Source organism: Microcoleus sp. LAD1_D5 (genome assembly GCF_036702115.1).
GTDB lineage: Bacteria > Cyanobacteriota > Cyanobacteriia > Cyanobacteriales > Microcoleaceae > Microcoleus.
Genome location: NZ_JAUBSA010000097.1, coordinates 1 through 16,657, shown reverse-complemented (window position 1 = coordinate 16,657; position 16,657 = coordinate 1). Strand labels below are relative to the sequence as shown.

Sequence of the window (16,657 nt, the reverse complement as noted above, 5' to 3'; positions counted from 1 at the left end):
TATATTGCCGAGGAGAACTCGAATTCACTCATCTTTCTAAATGCTGTTTTCTCACTTTTTCAGCAAGCCCTATTTAGGTACTTGACGTACTAATAACCACTCGTGTTGGATGTCAAATCCAGAAATAAATTATGTGCCATTAACAATTGCAGAATCCGAAATACAGCAGATGACTGCCAAAAAAATATTAGGTTTCGGAAACACGATTGCTGCGGCGTGGTTTTCAGCTTACATCGAATTTAAGCTAACGCATTTAACTTGCTTTGTCACTTTGCATAAAAAAACTTCACATTCCGCGATCGGGCTGTGAGTAAGTTTTCATATATTTACCAATTCAGCAATACTTCAAGTATAAATTAAGTTATAAAACTGGGTAGCTATGTAGGCGGCGATCGAGCCAACTAAAAACTTTCTTGCATTTGTACCTCAATAATATTGCTGAATTTTTTTGCGAAAGCGAAGTATAAAATTTGCGATTTCATAATATCGGTGGGCGCAAATGTTGCGCCCGCTACTGTTCCTTGATCTGAAAATTTAGCTCCCAGTTAAGTTGGGAAGCCAAACTGTTCTTTAATCTTCAGCACAAGAGCTGATTGACAAGCGCGCATTTTTATGATTTAGTAGCGAATGCCTCCTATCGATCGGCGTAAGCCCCGATCCGTTCTTTGATAAACCGGATATAAAAATGCCTGAAAGTAGACTTAATCACCCGGGGCATACCAAAGTCAATGGGCATCATACTTTCCGGCAACTTCCAATCCAAAACCTTGAGAGTTTCCGGCTGCAAAAGCGGAAAATCAATCGCTTCTAAATTCGAGCAAAGTCCCAATCTCATCGCCGCAGCTACAGTGGGAACCACCGCCGGATCAGCATTAATAATTTCAACTAAAGTTCTGTCCAAAGCAAACACATCATCAGACGCGGCCAAAATTCCCAAAAACTTAGGTTCGCCGCCGCTTGGCCCGTTACCTTCGTGACCGATAATGCCATCCAAAATCGTCAAATTTGGGTTAATTGCCCGGGCAGTTTCTACCAGCATTTCACCGAATCTGGCGCTATCTTTGCCAGCTTCCATGTGCCACCAAGCCTTCATTTTACCAGGGACGCAGCCGAACAAATTTTTCACGCCCATTGTCACCGTTAATTGAACGTGAGATTTTAGTTTTGGCAAATTAATCACTACATCCGCTTCCATTGCTTCTTTGCAAATTCGCAGATGATTGAAATCTTCGCTGACAGTTTCGTAGCGTTTTCCTTGAAACTCAACAACTGGCAAATTCAGTTCTTGCAACAGCGGCAAATAACCGTTGGCTTTGGCTACACCCATCGCGCTACCAAAAGCTGGACTATCACCTAAAAATGGTTTTCCTCCCGCTTCGATCACCATTTTAGCCACGCAGTAAACCAATTCTGGGCGGGTGACGCATTCTTTGGTAGGGCGAGAACCGGTGAGGAGATTGGGTTTGAGTAAAACCCGATCGCCCGATTTGACAAAAGCCGAGATTCCGCCCCAGGGTGCCAGCAAACTTTCTAAAGATGCTTGCAAGATTTGGCGATCGTATGAATTGGCCTGAATTAAACTAACAGCAGACATAATTTTTAATTCTTTTCTCAGGGAAATGGGAATTAGGAATTGGGGATTTTTCCGGGGACTTACGTACAAATTCTCTATGTAGGGTGCGCACTGCGCACCTTACTTCTATATGTAGGGTGCGCAGTGCGCACCTTACCGCTTGTCAGCTATTACTAATTACCGATTACCAATTACCCCTTACCGATAACTAGCAACTCGGTTTAAGTATTCGTTGGCAATCTACCAACAGCAGCCCGCTGCATGGTACTAACTCGCAGCGAGTTAGAGAATACTCCTTGACCTTGCAGTTCAGGGATAGCAGGTTTAACTTCCACTTTCACCAAGCGGGCAGTGCAGATAAAAACTGTTTGATCGACTAAATGGAAAGTCAACCAAGGTTGATTTAACAAATGCAGCACTTCCTCTTGAAATTCTTGTGCAGGCATCGGGATAGTAAAGGTTTCCGTGTGACCTTCCACATAATGAAATGTCACTTGAGTTGTGTTCTCTTTATCTTGAGTTAATTTTGCAAAAGAACCTGCGCGCATAAATCTTGCTCCCAAACTTTAGACTATAAAAAAAATTCAGAATTAAATCTAAAAAAATTGAATTCTGAATTGTTTAACTTTAACCTGTAACAGGGCTTAGGCAGAACTCAGAAGACAGAAGGCAGAATTAAATCGAGTTCAGCCTTCTAGTTTCTAGCTGATTCCTGCGATCGCCTATACGTTAGCAGAAGATGTTGGCATCGCACTCATTTTCTCTAAATCTAGAACTTTTGCCAAGTCTTCTGCACTCATTAAACCCCGTTCTAGCACAATTTGCCGCAAAGATTTGCCCGTTTCTAGAGATTCTTTGGCGACAGCGGCGGCGTTGAGATAGCCGATGTGAGTGTTGAGGGCAGTAACGAGGGCGAGACTACCTTCAGCATAAGCGAGACACCGATCGCCCTTAGCTTCAATTTTGGCGAGGCATTGTGTCGTCAAAGCGCTGATGGTATTGCCCAAAATTTCGATGCTGTGAATGAGATTGTAGGCAATCAGGGGCATCATCACGTTCAATTCTAATTGTCCTGCTTGGGCGGCAAGGGCGATCGCGCTATCGTAACCCATAACTTGAAAACAAACCATCGATGTCATTTCTGCCATCACAGGATTGTATTTTCCCGGCATAATGGACGAACCAGGTTGCACAGGAGGAAGTTGAATTTCTTTCAAACCCGTTTTCGGCCCGGAGTCCATCAAACGCAAGTCGTGGGACATTTTAACGCAATCCTGAGCGAGATTTCGCAGTGCACCGGACACATTTACAAAGGGTGCCATACTCTGCATAGCAGCCATTAAATGCTTTGCTGGTTTCAGAGGTTGGTCGATTAATTCGGAGAGAATTTCAGCAACTTTTTGACAGTATTCAGGGTGAGTATTTAAGCCTGTTCCGGCCGCACTTCCCCCCAATCCCAGGGATGTCAAATCATCGGATGCCCTGTCAATTCTCAAGGTATGTTCTTTCAGAATTTGCGCCCAAGCGCCAAAGGTGTCGCCGAGTCGAACCGGCACAGCATCTTGCAGGTGAGTGCGGCCGGATTTAACGATATCTTTGAATTCTTCGGCTTTGTTTTCTAGGGCGACTACGGCCTCCGACAAAGCCGGAAACAGAGTCTTTTCTAACGCCAACAATCCGCCGATCCGAATCGCCGTCGGAATCACATCATTTGTTGATTGACCGTAGTTTACATGATCGTTTGGACTGACGCGCTTGTAGTTGCCTTTTTCATCGCCCATAATTTCCAAAGCGCGATTTGAAAGAACTTCATTAACGTTCATGTGGTGAGAAGTTCCGGCCCCGGCTTGGTAGACATCAACTACAAATTGATCGCGCAATTTGCCAGCTAGGATTTCATCTGCTGCTTGGACAATTGCTTGACTGATGTCTTGAGGAATGCAGCCGAGTTCGCCATTGGCGAGCGCCGTTGCTTTTTTAATTAAAACACAAGCATCAACGTATGTTGATAAAGGCTTAATGCCACTGACAGGGAAATTTTCAATAGCCCTTAGAGTTTGGATGCCGTAATAGACATTAGATGGGATTTGTTTGTCTCCCATCGAGTCGCTTTCGGTGCGGTAGCTGATGGTTGGGTGCTCGCTCATATCGCCTTGTTTGTGATGATTGGGAATTGGGATTTTTTTTTAATAATGCTGACTGCCACTCCTGTTTTACCGCGCCGGCGGGTTCAGTAAAACACAAGTCAGGATTGTAAATAATTATCTCACACTCCGAGTTAAATCTCAAAGCTCAAATCTTAAATTAAGATTATTTCCATTAAATTCTCCAAGAATCCTTGTGTAATTCGGAGTTATTTAGATGACCTCCTTCTGTAGTTTATCAGATAACATTTGCGTGTTTAACCATAAATATTAAACTCTTCTTCGGGATTTTGTTACAAAAATTCAAGTTAGAATTTTCGGAAAGTTGTTATATTTGGTAGCACAAACAATTTTGCAGCAGGCGAGTTGCCAAAAATTATGCCGCGTTACCAAACCATAGATGATGTTCCTACCCTCCAAGAGGCACTCGAAGGAATAATTGTTGAAGATTTAAAAAAGCTGAATGCACTGTTGTCGGGCGATCGTAAATTAACCCGCAAAGCTGACCTGGTTGCTGGGATTAAAGAGCAAATGCAGGGACAAAAACTTAAGCAAGTTTGGGCGCAATTAGACGACCTGCAAAAAGCAGCCGTAGCGGAAGTTATACATGGGCCAGGTGGTGGCTATGATGCCGATGTATTTATGGCGAAATACGGACAACAACCAGACTGGGGAAAGAGCGATCGCTATGGATACAACCGAGAACCATCCATACTATGCTTGTTCTTCTACGGCACTGCGATACCCTACGATCTTGAAGAAAAATTGCTGAAGTTTGTGCCAAAACCTCAAGCAACTCCCTTAAATCTGGTTGGTGATGTACTGCCAGATAATTTTATGGTTCGTGTAGAAAAACATAACTTTCGTACATCTCAAATAGAGGTATCCGAGTACGAACTTCCTTTGACTATTTTTGAAATGGAACGGGCAGCCCCAAAGGATTTGGAAGCAGTTTTGCGTCTGATTCAGTCGGGCAAAGTTGCCGTTAGTGAGAAAACTGCATTACCGGGTGCCGCAACTCTGAAAGCGATCGCCGCTGTATTGCAAGGGGGTGATTTTTATAACGACGAACAGCGCCAAGGTACCTTGGAAAAGGGCGATATATTCTACGAGGTTGGTAACATCAAATCCTTTGCTTGGGCCGCGATCGCCCAAGCGAGCAAATTCGCCGAACTATCGGGCAAAAAGCTAGTTTTGACCAAAGCGGGACAGAAAGCTTTGCAAGAATCACCTGCCAAAGGATTACAGACAGCATGGAAGCGCTGGTTAAAAACAAACACTTTTGATGAATTTCGCCGCATTGATGCGATTAAAGGACAAACCGGGAAGGGCGCGCGCGGCATGACAGCGGTGGCGGGGCGGAGAGAGGCGATCGCCTCAAGGCTAGCAGAATGTCCTGTTGGTAAATGGATTCTGTTTAGCGAATTTAGCAGGTATATGTTGGCAAAGGGGAATCGGTTTGAAGTAACGCGCGACCCCGAAAATCTATACATTTCTGAATTTGGGTATGGTAACTTAGGATATTCGGGCAGTCACGATTGGCATATCCTGCAAGAAAGATATATGCGCTGCCTGTTGTTTGAGTATGTTGCTACCCTGGGAATAATTGATGTTGCCTATGCCGATCCGTCCCTCGTACCCAGCGATTTTGACGATCTTTGGGGTACGGACGATTTGAGATTTCTCAGCCGCTACGACGGCTTAATCTCTTTTCGCCTGACAGCTTTGGGGGCTTACTGTTTGGGATTGACTGACAATTACATCCCGCCAGCAATTGAGTTCCGTCAAACACTCCGCGTACTGCCCAATTTAGATATTGTTGTAGCAGGAGAAGGCATCGCGGCATCAGATGCGATCGTCCTCGATCTCTATACTAAAAAAGTTTCCGATGTCGTCTGGCAACTCGATCGACAAAAGCTATTTACCGCCATTGAAGCTGGATACCCGCTAGCAGAATTTAAAGAAGTTTTAGAGACAAGAAGTATCGAACCGCTACCGGAAACCGTACAGCGATTTTTGACGGATGTTACAGAACGATCGAATAGTTTGCAAGACTTAGGAACTGCCAAGTTAATCGAATGTACAAACGCCCATTTAGCAGTGTTGATTGCCAATGATTCCCGTACCAAAAAATTCTGTCAGCTAGCGGGCGATCGCACTTTAGCAGTTCCATTGTCCCAGGAAACTAAGTTTCGCAACGCCCTGCGGCAAGTCGGCTACGTCTTACCCCAGCGGGATAAATAGTATTAGACAAAATTGCCAAAGTCAAAAAACCTCTTAAAACTCACATCTTGCACCATTGTCAGGAACAGGCAAGATGCCTGTTCCACAAGAAATCAACTCTTTGTGGAACAGGCATCTTGCCTGTTCACAAAAGGCTAATTGAGAATGGTGCAATATCTCAGTTAAAACCATCTGCGTTGATCTGCGGTTCATCTATCAATCGAAACAACCTATGAATTATGTTCCCGAAAATGCTTTGATCGTGCAAAGCGATCGATCGATCTTACTAGAAGTTCACGCCCCCACCGCACAACAGGCGCGAGAAGCGATCGCCCCCTTTGCCGAATTAATCAAAAGTCCCGAACACATCCACACCTATCGCATCACGCCCCTCAGCGTGTGGAATGCGCGGGCGGCGGGAATGCCTGTTGAAGAGGCGATCTCCGCTTTGCGAAAGTATGCCAAGTATCCCATTCCTGAGTCCGTAGCGCAGGAAATTGAACTGTTGGGGGCGCGGTATGGATTAACTGTAATTGAAAGAATCGATGCGGCTAACCCCGATTTACAACTGCGAATTGCCGATTTGCCCCTAGCGGAATTGCTGGTACGGGACGATCGCGTCAAACCGATGTTGGGGAAGCGCATCTCTGATATTTGCTTTCAAATCGATGCCGGGAATCGCGGCGTACTCAAGCAAGCTTTACTAGCGGTGGGCTATCCGGCAGAAGATTTGGCTGGATATGTGGAGGGTGCCGAATTAGGGATTTCTTTGCGCGATCGAACTTTAGCGGACTTGCCCTTTAAGTTGCGTGCTTATCAACACAAAGCCGCAGAAGCATTCTATCAGGATGGGGACGTAAAAGGTGGCAGTGGGACGATCGTCCTACCGTGCGGGGCTGGTAAAACCATAGTCGGGATGTTAGCGATGAGTTTGGTAAAGCAAAAGACACTCATCCTCACCAGCAGTTTGACTTCAGTGCACCAGTGGCGCAGGGAAATATTAGACAAAACGAGTTTAACTGAGGATGCGATCGCTGAGTACAGCAGTGTCTCCAAACAGACGGCTGCTGTCACCCTATCGACTTACCAAATGCTAAGTTATCGATCGAATAAAGATGATGAATTCCCGCATTTCGAGTTGTTTAACGCCCAATCGTGGGGACTGATTATTTATGATGAAGTCCATCTATTACCAGCACCGATATTTCGGATCACCGCTGAATTACAAGCACGACGCAGGTTAGGTTTAACTGCGACATTGATTCGCGAAGACGGGAAAGAAGGCGATGTATTCACGTTGATTGGGCCCAAGCGCTATGACGTACCTTGGCGCGAATTGGAAGGACAGGGATTTATTGCGACTGCCAATTGTACGGAAATCCGCGTCGCCCAAAATGAGGCGGAAAAAATGGAATATGCCCTAGCGCCCCGCCGCAGCCAGTTTCGGATTGCTGCGGAAAATCCGGGTAAGTTGGATGTGGTGCAAAGTTTGTTGCAAAAGGAGGCGGGACACCGTATTTTAATTATTGGTGAGTATCTCGAACAGTTGGATGCGATCGCCAAAATTACCGAATTGCCTCTGATTACGGGGAAGACAAAACAGGCAGATCGCGATCGGTTATACGAAGCATTTCGTCACAAAGAAATTCCCGGATTAATTCTATCTCGCGTGGGCAATTTTGCCGTCGATTTACCCGATGCCGATGTGTTGATTCAAGTATCGGGAAAGTATGGTTCTCGCCAAGAAGAAGCGCAGCGCCTCGGACGAATTCTCCGCCCCAAACCCGACGGACACAATGCCAGCTTTTATACATTAGTATCGCTACAAACTTGCGAGGAAGATTTTGCCCGACACCGCCAACTATTCCTCACCGAACAGGGCTACAACTATCGCATAGAAGTTGAAAAAGATGTTTAGTCAGCGATCGATAAATTCTTGGTAAAACTGCTCATGCAAACCTAAGAAATTATCCATCCCCTTCTTTGTCAGATACCCGCTCTTCTTACCAGTGTGCGGGTTTTCTACGTAGCTATAAATTACTTTTGAAACATTAGGATTCTCGCTCCACCTAATGTTGAACGCTGCATAGTTTGGGAAAAAGGTCATTTCTGCATAAGCATCAATGTGGTCATGTATCCACCATGCCAATGCTGTCCAATCTTGAGTGCGTTCATAGTAAGGGATGAATGATGTAACAATAATACATACTGTTGCTCCCATATACCCATCTGAATCTTTTACGTCCCAGATATGTTCTGCATAGTTGGCCTCATTACTGGCACAGTTGTACTGATTTTTATTCTCTGCTCCTTTGGCGTTCACCGCACAAGAACGATAGGCTGAGCGGATACTAATCCGACCGAGCGCATCTTGAATTGGTTCAAGCACCCTCTCACACAAATTCTTTCCTGCTTTGATCGCCAAGTCAGGATCGCTAGGAATGTTAGGGATACCTTCAATTTGAGAGATTTCTGAATAAAGAAACTCACGCATGAAAAAACTCTTAGAGAGTTGAACCCGTCCTAGGTCTTCCAAAGCTTTAACAGTTTGTGGCTTTCTCATAGATTGAACTCCAGCAATTAGAGGTGAATAGCTTAATCTTAAACACTGGCAGATAGTTTAGAAGCATGGTTTCAGCCAAAAGCGAAGCCAGCTAACTGATAATTGTACCGCAGATGCGGTACATTACAGGATAAAGTCTAAAAATATTTTTATGCAGTATGTCCGTAAAAAACCTGGTTTCTGCGTCCAGGAGTATCAATGATGAAATTAAATCTAAAAATCAACAAGTGCACAATATCTCGCAACCATCCGAATTATACCTCCTAACATCCTGCTACACTATTAATAACCGCATCCTCACGCACATTTATGCTTCCAACAATCATCGCCGCTATCGCTCCCTACATCTCAGAAGTGCTCTCACCCATCGCCCGAAATATCGGCTACAAACTAGGAGAAGTCTTCGGCAATAACTCTCAAAATTACCGAGATATCCTGATTCCCTATCCTAATAATTCATCGGATTCGACTGAGATAGATCAAGCAAAACAGCGTTATTCCCAGGAAATGCTGGAATACGCGAAAGCCAAAGATACCAGAGACCGGGAATTGTTAAAGCTAACAGTAGCACAAACGGCACGTCGCATTGAGTTGCAGGAACAGGAACAGGAAGACAGACTGAAGCTGGCAGCCTTGCAGCGGGATTTGATGCGGGAATTGCAAGCAAAGGATATTCAGATCAAGCTGGCTGAAATTCAAACAATTTGGGATAAAGATACTTGGTTTTCTAAGTTGAATCGAGAGGAAACTAAGCAGATTTTACTTCAGCAGCAACACCGCCTCTTAATCTTACTATCACCGCCCAAAATTAGCAAGCGCTGCCCGGAAACCTTCTGTGAAGATTTGCCAATAGAGATGAGAAGTGTGGGAGATTTTCTTAGACAGCATTATCCTCAACAGGATGTCTTACGCCCAGTTAAGTTTTATAGCGACTATTTCACTGAGTCGATTGGTGATATTGATGTGGAACGCTTGCAGCGAATTTTATCTCCGGTTCCTACTACAATTTTATATAGCGATATCAGCGACTATGCGGTAACTTTTCGCGTCGGTTTTTGGGGATTCCTGAATAATCAGGAAGTCTCCCTGTTTTCTACCAAACTTTTTGACTGGGAAGAGGCCAAAGATGCACTTTTAGCATCTGGGGTAAGTGAGAAAAAAGCCCTCCGCATGATTCGGCAGTTGATTGTGGCTATTCACAAGTTGCTGGCGGGATTTTTAGCCGATTTGTATTATCTCAATATTGACCCTGGCTATGAACCTCAGTTGTTTAATTTAAAGGATGAATTGGCTGAAGATGGGTTGGCAGAAGAATGGGTGAAACCTTATTTTGATATTCTTCAGGATATTCAGCGGCGACAGGGAGAACAGTATGAACAGGAGTTGAAAAAGCTGATGGAGCAAGTAGAAGCGGAACGTCAATCTCAAGAGACTGCCAAAGCTGAAGCAAAACGCCAACAACCAATAGAAAAAGCTGCCAAAGCTGAAGCCCAACGCCAACAACAAATAGAAGAAAAAATCATTAGAAAAGCTCACTCCTTCAAATGTGTAAAAAGTCTGAATAGCGTAGCTATGCCATCTGTTGATTGCGTAGTTATTAGTCCAGATGGCAAGACTTTTGCTAGTAACAGCAGTGGAAATTGCAGCAAACTTTGGAATATCCATACAGGAGAGCTGATTCGTACTTTTTATGGGCATTCAGGTGCGGTTAATTGCGTTGCTATTAACCCTAATGGAAAAATTTTAGCTAGTGGAAGTTATGACAGAACAATTAAGCTGTGGAATCTAGAAACTGGACAAGAGATTAGCACTCTCAAGGGTCACTCAAGTTTAATTCGGTCTCTTGCTTTTAGTCCAGACGGAGAAACTCTTGCTAGTGGCAGTCAAGACAATACTATCAAACTGTGGAATCTGAAAAACGGGCAGGAAATTCGCACTCTCCTTAGGCATTCATCCTCGGTTTATTCTGTCGCCATCAGCCCGGATGGACAAACTCTTGCTAGTGGCAGTTGGGACAATACTATCAAGCTTTGCAATCTGAAAACCAGACAGGAAATTCGCACTCTCACAGGGCATTCAGATTCGGTTTTTTCCGTTGTCATTAGCCCTGATGGACAAATTCTTGCTAGTGGTAGTGGAGACAACACTATCAAGCTTTGGAATCTGAAAACCAGACAGGAAATTCGCACTCTAACAGGGCATTCACACTTGGTTTTTTCCCTTGTCATCAGCCCGGATGGACAAATTCTTGCTAGTGGTAGTGGAGACAACACTATCAAGCTTTGGAATCTGAAAACCGGACAGGAAATTCGCACTCTCACAGGGCATTCAGCCAAGGTTAATTCGGTCAGTTTTAGCCCGGATGGAAACACTCTGGTTAGTGGCAGTTCTGATGGGATTATCAAGATTTGGCGGTGTGATGGGTGAAGTAAGAGGGAAAGATGAAAATTATGGCGCGATTTGCCAATATGGAACTACAAAACTTGACTGCGTGAGAAATAAACCGAGAAACACTTAAGGAAAGTAATTCAAATGTCAGAAACAATTAATTTTGAGCAAGCAGTCTTAGAGAATCTGCGACAGTTGCCAACAGAGAAACAACAAGAAGTGCTCGATTTTGCACAATTCCTCGTGCAAAAAGCGGAACAAAAAAAGCAGTTATCCAGCGAAAGTTCTGAGTCTAACAGTTCGTCAACAACCGAACCTACTCTCAAGCTATCACTTAGAGAAATTGCTAGCCTGCCAATAGCAGAACGCCATAAACTACTAGCACCGTATATGGCTGCTACAGCCGAAGATTTTTTGACATATCCTGAATTAACCGAGTTTTCGGCACTCGATGGCGAGGAGTATTTAATTGAGAAATGTTACACCCGCAGCCACGACGCTTTTTTGAAAGGCTACCTACCCGAAGACGAAGGACTTTATGATGACTACAGTACGTTTGTCTAGATTAGATTGTTTAAAAAAGTCTTTGTTGCTAGCGAAAATCGGGCAAATTTCTCAAGCAGATGCAGCAGCAGTGAAACAAGTCTGGGAGTTGTACGTTAAGCCTCAATTATAACATATATAAGGTTCTGCGTAAGTCCCGATCAGTAAACAGGTTGGGTTGAGAAACCAGGTGGCTACGTCAGTCCAAAAAATGCGATCGCGCACTTTACTCAAAATTTCCATCTTCTAAAGCGCCATCCGACAAAGTATATTCATCTTCAAAAACTTCTGACCAAGAAAGGGAAGTCAATTGACATTCAACTTTCCTCATTTCGGTGTTAGCCTCTTTCACGGCTGCTTGAAAACATTTATCCCAAATAGATGCAATAAATTCACGATTTAAACTAGGAACTTCTTCCTGAATATCTTCTATTTCTCGGCGTGCGGATAGAATGCTAATAGCCCAGCTAGTAGTTTGTTTTTGAGGTTGAGATTTCCATTTAATAATATGAAGCATTAAACGAATTAACTGGCTTTTTAATGCTCGTTTTTCGGTTCTTCCCATTGCTTCAATTAAAGATTCTAAACCTGCCGTTGCTTCCATAGATTTTCCTTCTTTGAGAAGTGTCTGGACTGTGACAGCCGTTTGATAATGAGAACACACTGCTAACCAGTCCCAATCTTGTTTAGTCAGCATTGCCCTATCCTTGAAATTGCTTATATTCCTAAATTTATCATAGCGATCGCCCCTCAACTCCCCCCTCCCATCCCCCAACAGCCCAACAATACTTAATAAAAACTTTATAAAACTTACCATTTCCGCATAGATTAGAGTTATCCTAGAAAATCCAGCAATCCTGCAAAGCGTCAACCTTCTCGTCACTTATCCAGTGGTTCGATGACTCAAACCCAAAGCACTAAAACCGCCACCCCAACTGCAATTTATTCCTTGACAATTGCTCCCGCCTGTGTATTGCGTGGTCGATCGGCGATCGCACAAGCCGGAGATGCGATCGCCCGTTTCGGAAAGAGGCCGCTAATCGTCGGCGGCAGCAACTCCCTCGCCGCCGCCCAACCCTACCTGCAACCAATCCTCGAACAGCAGCAGTTACAATTCGCCGAAACAGCATACGGCAAGGATTGCAGCGAAACCAGCCTCGAAACCCTCCGGGAAGCAGCCCAAACCCATCAAGCCGACTTCATCATCGGTGTCGGCGGCGGCAAAGCCTTAGACGCAGCCAAACTCGTCGCCCATCAGTGCAAAATCCCGATCGTCACCATACCCACATCAGCAGCCACCTGTGCCGCTTGGACAGCCCTTTCTAACATTTATTCAGAACAAGGTGCATTCCAATACGATGTCACATTAGCCAGATGTCCCGACTTATTAATACTCGACTACGGCTTAATTCAAACCGCACCGCAGCGGACATTAGTAGCAGGAATTGGAGATGCGATCGCCAAATGGTACGAAGCATCAGTCAGCAGCGGACACTCCGAACAAACCCTGATCATTTCCGCCGTCCAACAAGCTAGAATACTGCGCGATATTTTATTCCAAAAATCAGCCGCCGCCCTCAAAGAACCCGGTAGCGAAACCTGGCAAGAAGTCACAGATGCAGCCGTATTGCTAGCAGGAGTAATCGGTGGAATTGGTGGTGCTCAATGTCGCACCGTCGCCGCCCACGCCGTACACAACGGTCTAACTCATCTATTAGCAAGTCACGGCACATTGCACGGCGAAAAAGTCGCATACGGCATTTTAGTACAACTGCGACTAGAAGAAATGCTGCAAAACAATCAACTCGCCGCTAGCGCCAGACAGCAACTGCTAAAATTCTATGCCGAGATTGGATTACCCCAAACTTTAGACAACCTAGGACTCGGAGACATTACCATCACAGAATTGCAGCGCGCCGCCGACATAGCCTGCAATCCCAATTCCGACATCCACCGACTGCCTTTTAAAGTTGTTCCCCAACAATTAATGGCAGCGATGGTTTCTACCACCGCACCTGTGGGAGAATTAAAGATTAAGAATTAAAACAGTTTGTAGTAAGGACTAAAGTCCTGAAAAGGCTGTGCTAGCAAGGACGAAAGTCCTTACTACAAACCAGGAAAACTGACAACTGACACAAAATAAATGACCTTGGATTGGATTAGCCCTGCTGACAGGTTGCAAAAACTACCGCCCTACGTATTTGCCCGTCTCGACGAACTCAAAGCCCGCGCCCGCGAACAAGGACTCGATTTAATAGACTTAGGAATGGGAAACCCCGACGGTGCCACTCCTCAACCAGTAGTAGAAGCCGCCGTCGCAGCCATCCAAAATTCTGCCAATCACGGCTATCCACCCTTTGAAGGAACTGCCAGTTTCCGCCGTACTATTACTAAATGGTACAGCCGCCGCTACAATGTTGAACTCGATCCAGAAAGCGAAGCATTGCCTTTGTTGGGTTCTAAAGAAGGTTTAGCACATTTTGCGATCGCCTATATCAATCCCGGCGACTTAATATTAGTACCAAGTCCTGCTTATCCCGTATTATTTCGCGGCCCAATTATCGCCGGTGCAAAAGTTCACAACATCATCCTCAAACCAGAAAACGACTGGGTAATTGACTTAGCCGACATTCCCGACAGTGTAGCCGAACAAGCCAAAATCCTCTATTTCAATTATCCCAGCAATCCGACTGGAGCAACAGCACCCCGCGAATTTTACAAAGATATTGTGGCTTTCGCACACAAACATCAAATCTTGCTGGTTCACGATTTGTGTTATGCGGAATTAGCCTTTGACGGCTATCAACCGACAAGTTTATTAGAAATTCCCGGCGGTAAAGAAATCGGTGTCGAATTTCACACCATGTCCAAAACCTACAATATGGCCGGCTGGCGCGTCGGTTTTGTAGTAGGAAATAGCAAGATTATTCAAGGTTTGCGGACATTAAAAACTAACCTAGATTACGGTATATTTTCGGCTTTGCAAACAGCAGCAGAAACAGCACTGCAATTGCCGGATAGTTACTTGCACGAAGTGCAGAATCGTTACAGGACTCGCCGGGATTTCATGGTGGAAGGATTGGCAGAATTAGGGTGGAATATTCCTAAACCCCTGGCTGCAATGTATCTTTGGGTTCCCTGCACTCCCGGCATGAGTTCGACTGATTTTGCCCTGAATGTTTTGCAGCAAACGGGTGTTGTGGTGACTCCTGGCAATGCTTTTGGGCCGGGCGGCGAAGGATATGTGAGAATTAGTTTAATTGCAGATTGCGATCGGCTGGGAGAAGCATTGCGGCGCATGAAACAAGCAAACATTCGCTATCAATAGTTATTGGTTATTGGTAATTGGCGATCGGTCGCTCACTCTGCATCAACTCATTATTATGTTGATGGTGACACCCATTATCCCCTAAACATAATAATGAGATTAACAAGCTCAGGCGCATATAAATTGTACAGTCAAGTTTGATGAAATTATTATGGGGTGTCCCGCCCGCCCGAAAAATATAACGCCAGGTGCGGGACAGCCTAGTGCGTAGGATGCCCCGGAGCAGAATAAACCTGTTAAAATCGAAATAATAAATCTCCGAGCCACTCTACAAATTGATTTAAGAGTGACTCTCTATTTTGTGGCAAGGTTTAAAACATCCGTGGATGTACGATGTCCGACGCCGTGCCTCCTTAGTTATACTTAACCAAGATCATTAAGAAAGCATTTTTGCCAGGCCTGTAATCGAATCTAAGTTAAACAACATCCGCAACCTTTTACAAGAATTAGGCAACTCAGTCTCTAGCTTAGTCAACTCGTCCCCGGATGTTTTTGCTGATTCGGGGATTCAATCTTGCCTACAGGATTTTTTAACTGTTTATCAAGAAGCCGTCCAACGCCTAGAAAATCCTAGTTTTCGGATTGCTACTCTGGGCACAACTTCCTCTGGAAAGTCAACGATTGTTAACGCGCTGATTGGTCGAAAAATTGCCCCGATTGAAGCCGGAGAAATGAGTGGGGGTGTATTAACCATCAAACATTCTCAAGAACAGAGATTAATGATTGCAGAAACGGAAGATGCTGCTTGGGATACTGGTGAATGGACAGGCTTAAGCGATGAGGATTTATACCAGCGAATTAGCACCGTGATGCACTCCTATCACGCGGCGCGGAAAAAGCGTGAGTATGTTGCGCCACAAATAACCGCTCAGGTTCCTCTTTTACCTGCTTGTGATGCTTCTTTGCTAGGTTTACCCAACGGAATCGGAGTTGAATTGATTGATCTACCGGGATTGAAATCAGTTCAAGACCGGGCTAACTTAGCAACTATCCAAAAGCAAGTTAATAAAGCTTTTAGTGTAGTGGCTTTGGACTATATGCAGGTAGATGATGACCACAGAAAACGCCTAAGTAAGTCGGTGCGAAAAAACCAAACTATGTTAATAAAATAAGTAAAGACAGGGAATACGTCTACCAAGGTAACTCAATATATGGGCGCTAGATTAAGGATATTTCTGACACAAGAGCAAGATAAAACTCTATTAAAATTGAGAACTGCGAATGTTCCCCAGAAAGTCAAAGAAAAAATAGCAGCTCATTTTAACTGGACTCCACAAACAGTGAGAGAGGTTTTACATAAATGGCAAAAACTAGGAATGGAAGGTTTTTGGGAGTTGTCAGGTCGAGGAGGAAAACCGAAGTGGAAAGAAGCAGACATAGAGTTTTTAACAGAATGTCTCAAAAATGAACCACGTACATACAATAGTGTTCAATTAGCTAAAAAATTAGAAAAAGAGCGCTCTATTAAACTAAGTCCCGACCGATTAAGACGAATACTAAAAAAAAAGGGTTTATTTGGAAACGAGCGAGAAAGAGCCACAAAGGAAAACAAGAAATCAGAGCACGCCCAATCAAACAAGCCGACTTAGATATGCTGGAATGGGCTGCTGCTGCGGGAGATATCGATTTAAAATATTTAGATGAATCAGGATTTTGTGCTCCCAAGCGAGCCCGGTTACACTTATTACAAACGAGGCGAGCAAAAACGACTAGAACAAACCTTACGGCGTGGTCGGAGATTAAGTATTGTAGGACTTCTCCAACCGGGAATCAGCTTTGTTTACGGTTTGGTAATTGGGGGTGTCGATGGAAAAGCTTATAAGCTGTTGCACATTTAAACTGTGATACAAGCATTGCCCTTATTTTTGATTTTGCGACCCCATTTAATTATTAAT

14 protein-coding genes are annotated in these 16,657 nt (G+C 44.5%); 9 read left to right on the top strand and 5 right to left on the bottom strand.

The window, feature by feature from the left end:
* Nucleotides 1–109: 109 nt before the first annotated feature.
* A complete protein-coding gene (locus tag QUA70_RS25665; protein WP_333334235.1) occupies nt 110–310 on the top strand; it encodes a hypothetical protein in 201 nt (66 codons plus the stop codon).
* Between the two features lie 324 nt (nt 311–634).
* On the opposite strand, the gene QUA70_RS25660 is transcribed toward QUA70_RS25665, so the two are convergent.
* The 3 genes from QUA70_RS25660 to QUA70_RS25650 all read right to left on the bottom strand — a co-directional run bounded on the left by QUA70_RS25660 (nt 635) and on the right by QUA70_RS25650 (nt 3,720).
* Nucleotides 635–1,594 carry a DUF362 domain-containing protein gene (locus QUA70_RS25660; RefSeq protein WP_333350669.1) on the bottom strand — a complete coding sequence of 320 codons (960 nt, stop codon included), beginning with the start codon at nt 1,592–1,594 and terminating at the stop codon, nt 635–637.
* 200 nt (nt 1,595–1,794) lie between these two features.
* Nucleotides 1,795–2,121, bottom strand: a complete 327-nt coding sequence (locus QUA70_RS25655; protein ID WP_333350667.1) for a hypothetical protein — start codon at nt 2,119–2,121, stop codon at nt 1,795–1,797.
* 174 nt (nt 2,122–2,295) lie between these two features.
* Complete coding sequence (locus QUA70_RS25650) at nt 2,296–3,720, bottom strand: aspartate ammonia-lyase (protein WP_333350665.1); 1,425 nt, start codon at nt 3,718–3,720, stop codon at nt 2,296–2,298.
* Between the two features lie 375 nt (nt 3,721–4,095).
* On the opposite strand from QUA70_RS25650, the gene QUA70_RS25645 reads away from it, so the two are divergent.
* A complete protein-coding gene (locus QUA70_RS25645) occupies nt 4,096–5,961 on the top strand; it encodes a hypothetical protein (protein WP_333350664.1) in 1,866 nt (621 codons plus the stop codon).
* Nucleotides 5,962–6,172: 211 nt separating this feature from the next.
* Nucleotides 6,173–7,858 carry a DNA repair helicase XPB gene (locus QUA70_RS25640; RefSeq protein ID WP_333350662.1) on the top strand — a complete coding sequence of 562 codons (1,686 nt, stop codon included), beginning with the start codon at nt 6,173–6,175 and terminating at the stop codon, nt 7,856–7,858.
* On the opposite strand, the gene QUA70_RS25635 is transcribed toward QUA70_RS25640, so the two are convergent.
* Nucleotides 7,859–8,503: a peptidase M15 gene (locus QUA70_RS25635; RefSeq protein WP_333350660.1), complete on the bottom strand. Its 645-nt coding sequence runs from the start codon at nt 8,501–8,503 to the stop codon at nt 7,859–7,861.
* 309 nt (nt 8,504–8,812) lie between these two features.
* Here QUA70_RS25635 and QUA70_RS25630 point away from each other — a divergent pair, with 309 nt between their 5' ends.
* Both QUA70_RS25630 and QUA70_RS25625 read left to right on the top strand, forming a co-directional pair.
* On the top strand, nt 8,813–10,930 hold the full coding sequence (locus QUA70_RS25630; RefSeq protein WP_333350658.1) for a WD40 domain-containing protein: 2,118 nt from the start codon (nt 8,813–8,815) through the stop codon (nt 10,928–10,930).
* A gap of 105 nt (nt 10,931–11,035) precedes the next feature.
* The gene (locus QUA70_RS25625) at nt 11,036–11,455 is read left to right on the top strand and encodes a DUF2281 domain-containing protein (RefSeq protein WP_333350656.1); all 420 of its coding nucleotides are present in this window, start codon (nt 11,036–11,038) and stop codon (nt 11,453–11,455) included.
* A gap of 205 nt (nt 11,456–11,660) precedes the next feature.
* On the opposite strand, the gene QUA70_RS25620 is transcribed toward QUA70_RS25625, so the two are convergent.
* Nucleotides 11,661–12,131 (bottom strand): DUF29 domain-containing protein, encoded by a 471-nt coding sequence (locus QUA70_RS25620; protein ID WP_190739682.1) that lies wholly within the window; start codon nt 12,129–12,131, stop codon nt 11,661–11,663.
* A gap of 201 nt (nt 12,132–12,332) precedes the next feature.
* Between QUA70_RS25620 and QUA70_RS25615 the strand changes: the two genes are divergently transcribed.
* The 4 genes from QUA70_RS25615 (at nt 12,333) to QUA70_RS25600 (ending at nt 16,351) form a co-directional block, all read left to right on the top strand.
* The gene (locus QUA70_RS25615; RefSeq protein ID WP_333350654.1) at nt 12,333–13,478 is read left to right on the top strand and encodes an iron-containing alcohol dehydrogenase family protein; all 1,146 of its coding nucleotides are present in this window, start codon (nt 12,333–12,335) and stop codon (nt 13,476–13,478) included.
* 99 nt (nt 13,479–13,577) lie between these two features.
* Nucleotides 13,578–14,762, top strand: a complete 1,185-nt coding sequence (locus QUA70_RS25610) for an aspartate aminotransferase (RefSeq protein ID WP_333350653.1) — start codon at nt 13,578–13,580, stop codon at nt 14,760–14,762.
* 386 nt (nt 14,763–15,148) lie between these two features.
* Entirely contained in the window at nt 15,149–15,874 is a 726-nt protein-coding gene (locus tag QUA70_RS25605) for a dynamin family protein (RefSeq protein WP_333350671.1), read from the top strand.
* Between the two features lie 39 nt (nt 15,875–15,913).
* Complete coding sequence (locus tag QUA70_RS25600) at nt 15,914–16,351, top strand: helix-turn-helix domain-containing protein (RefSeq protein WP_333350651.1); 438 nt, start codon at nt 15,914–15,916, stop codon at nt 16,349–16,351.
* Nucleotides 16,352–16,657 lie beyond the last annotated feature (306 nt).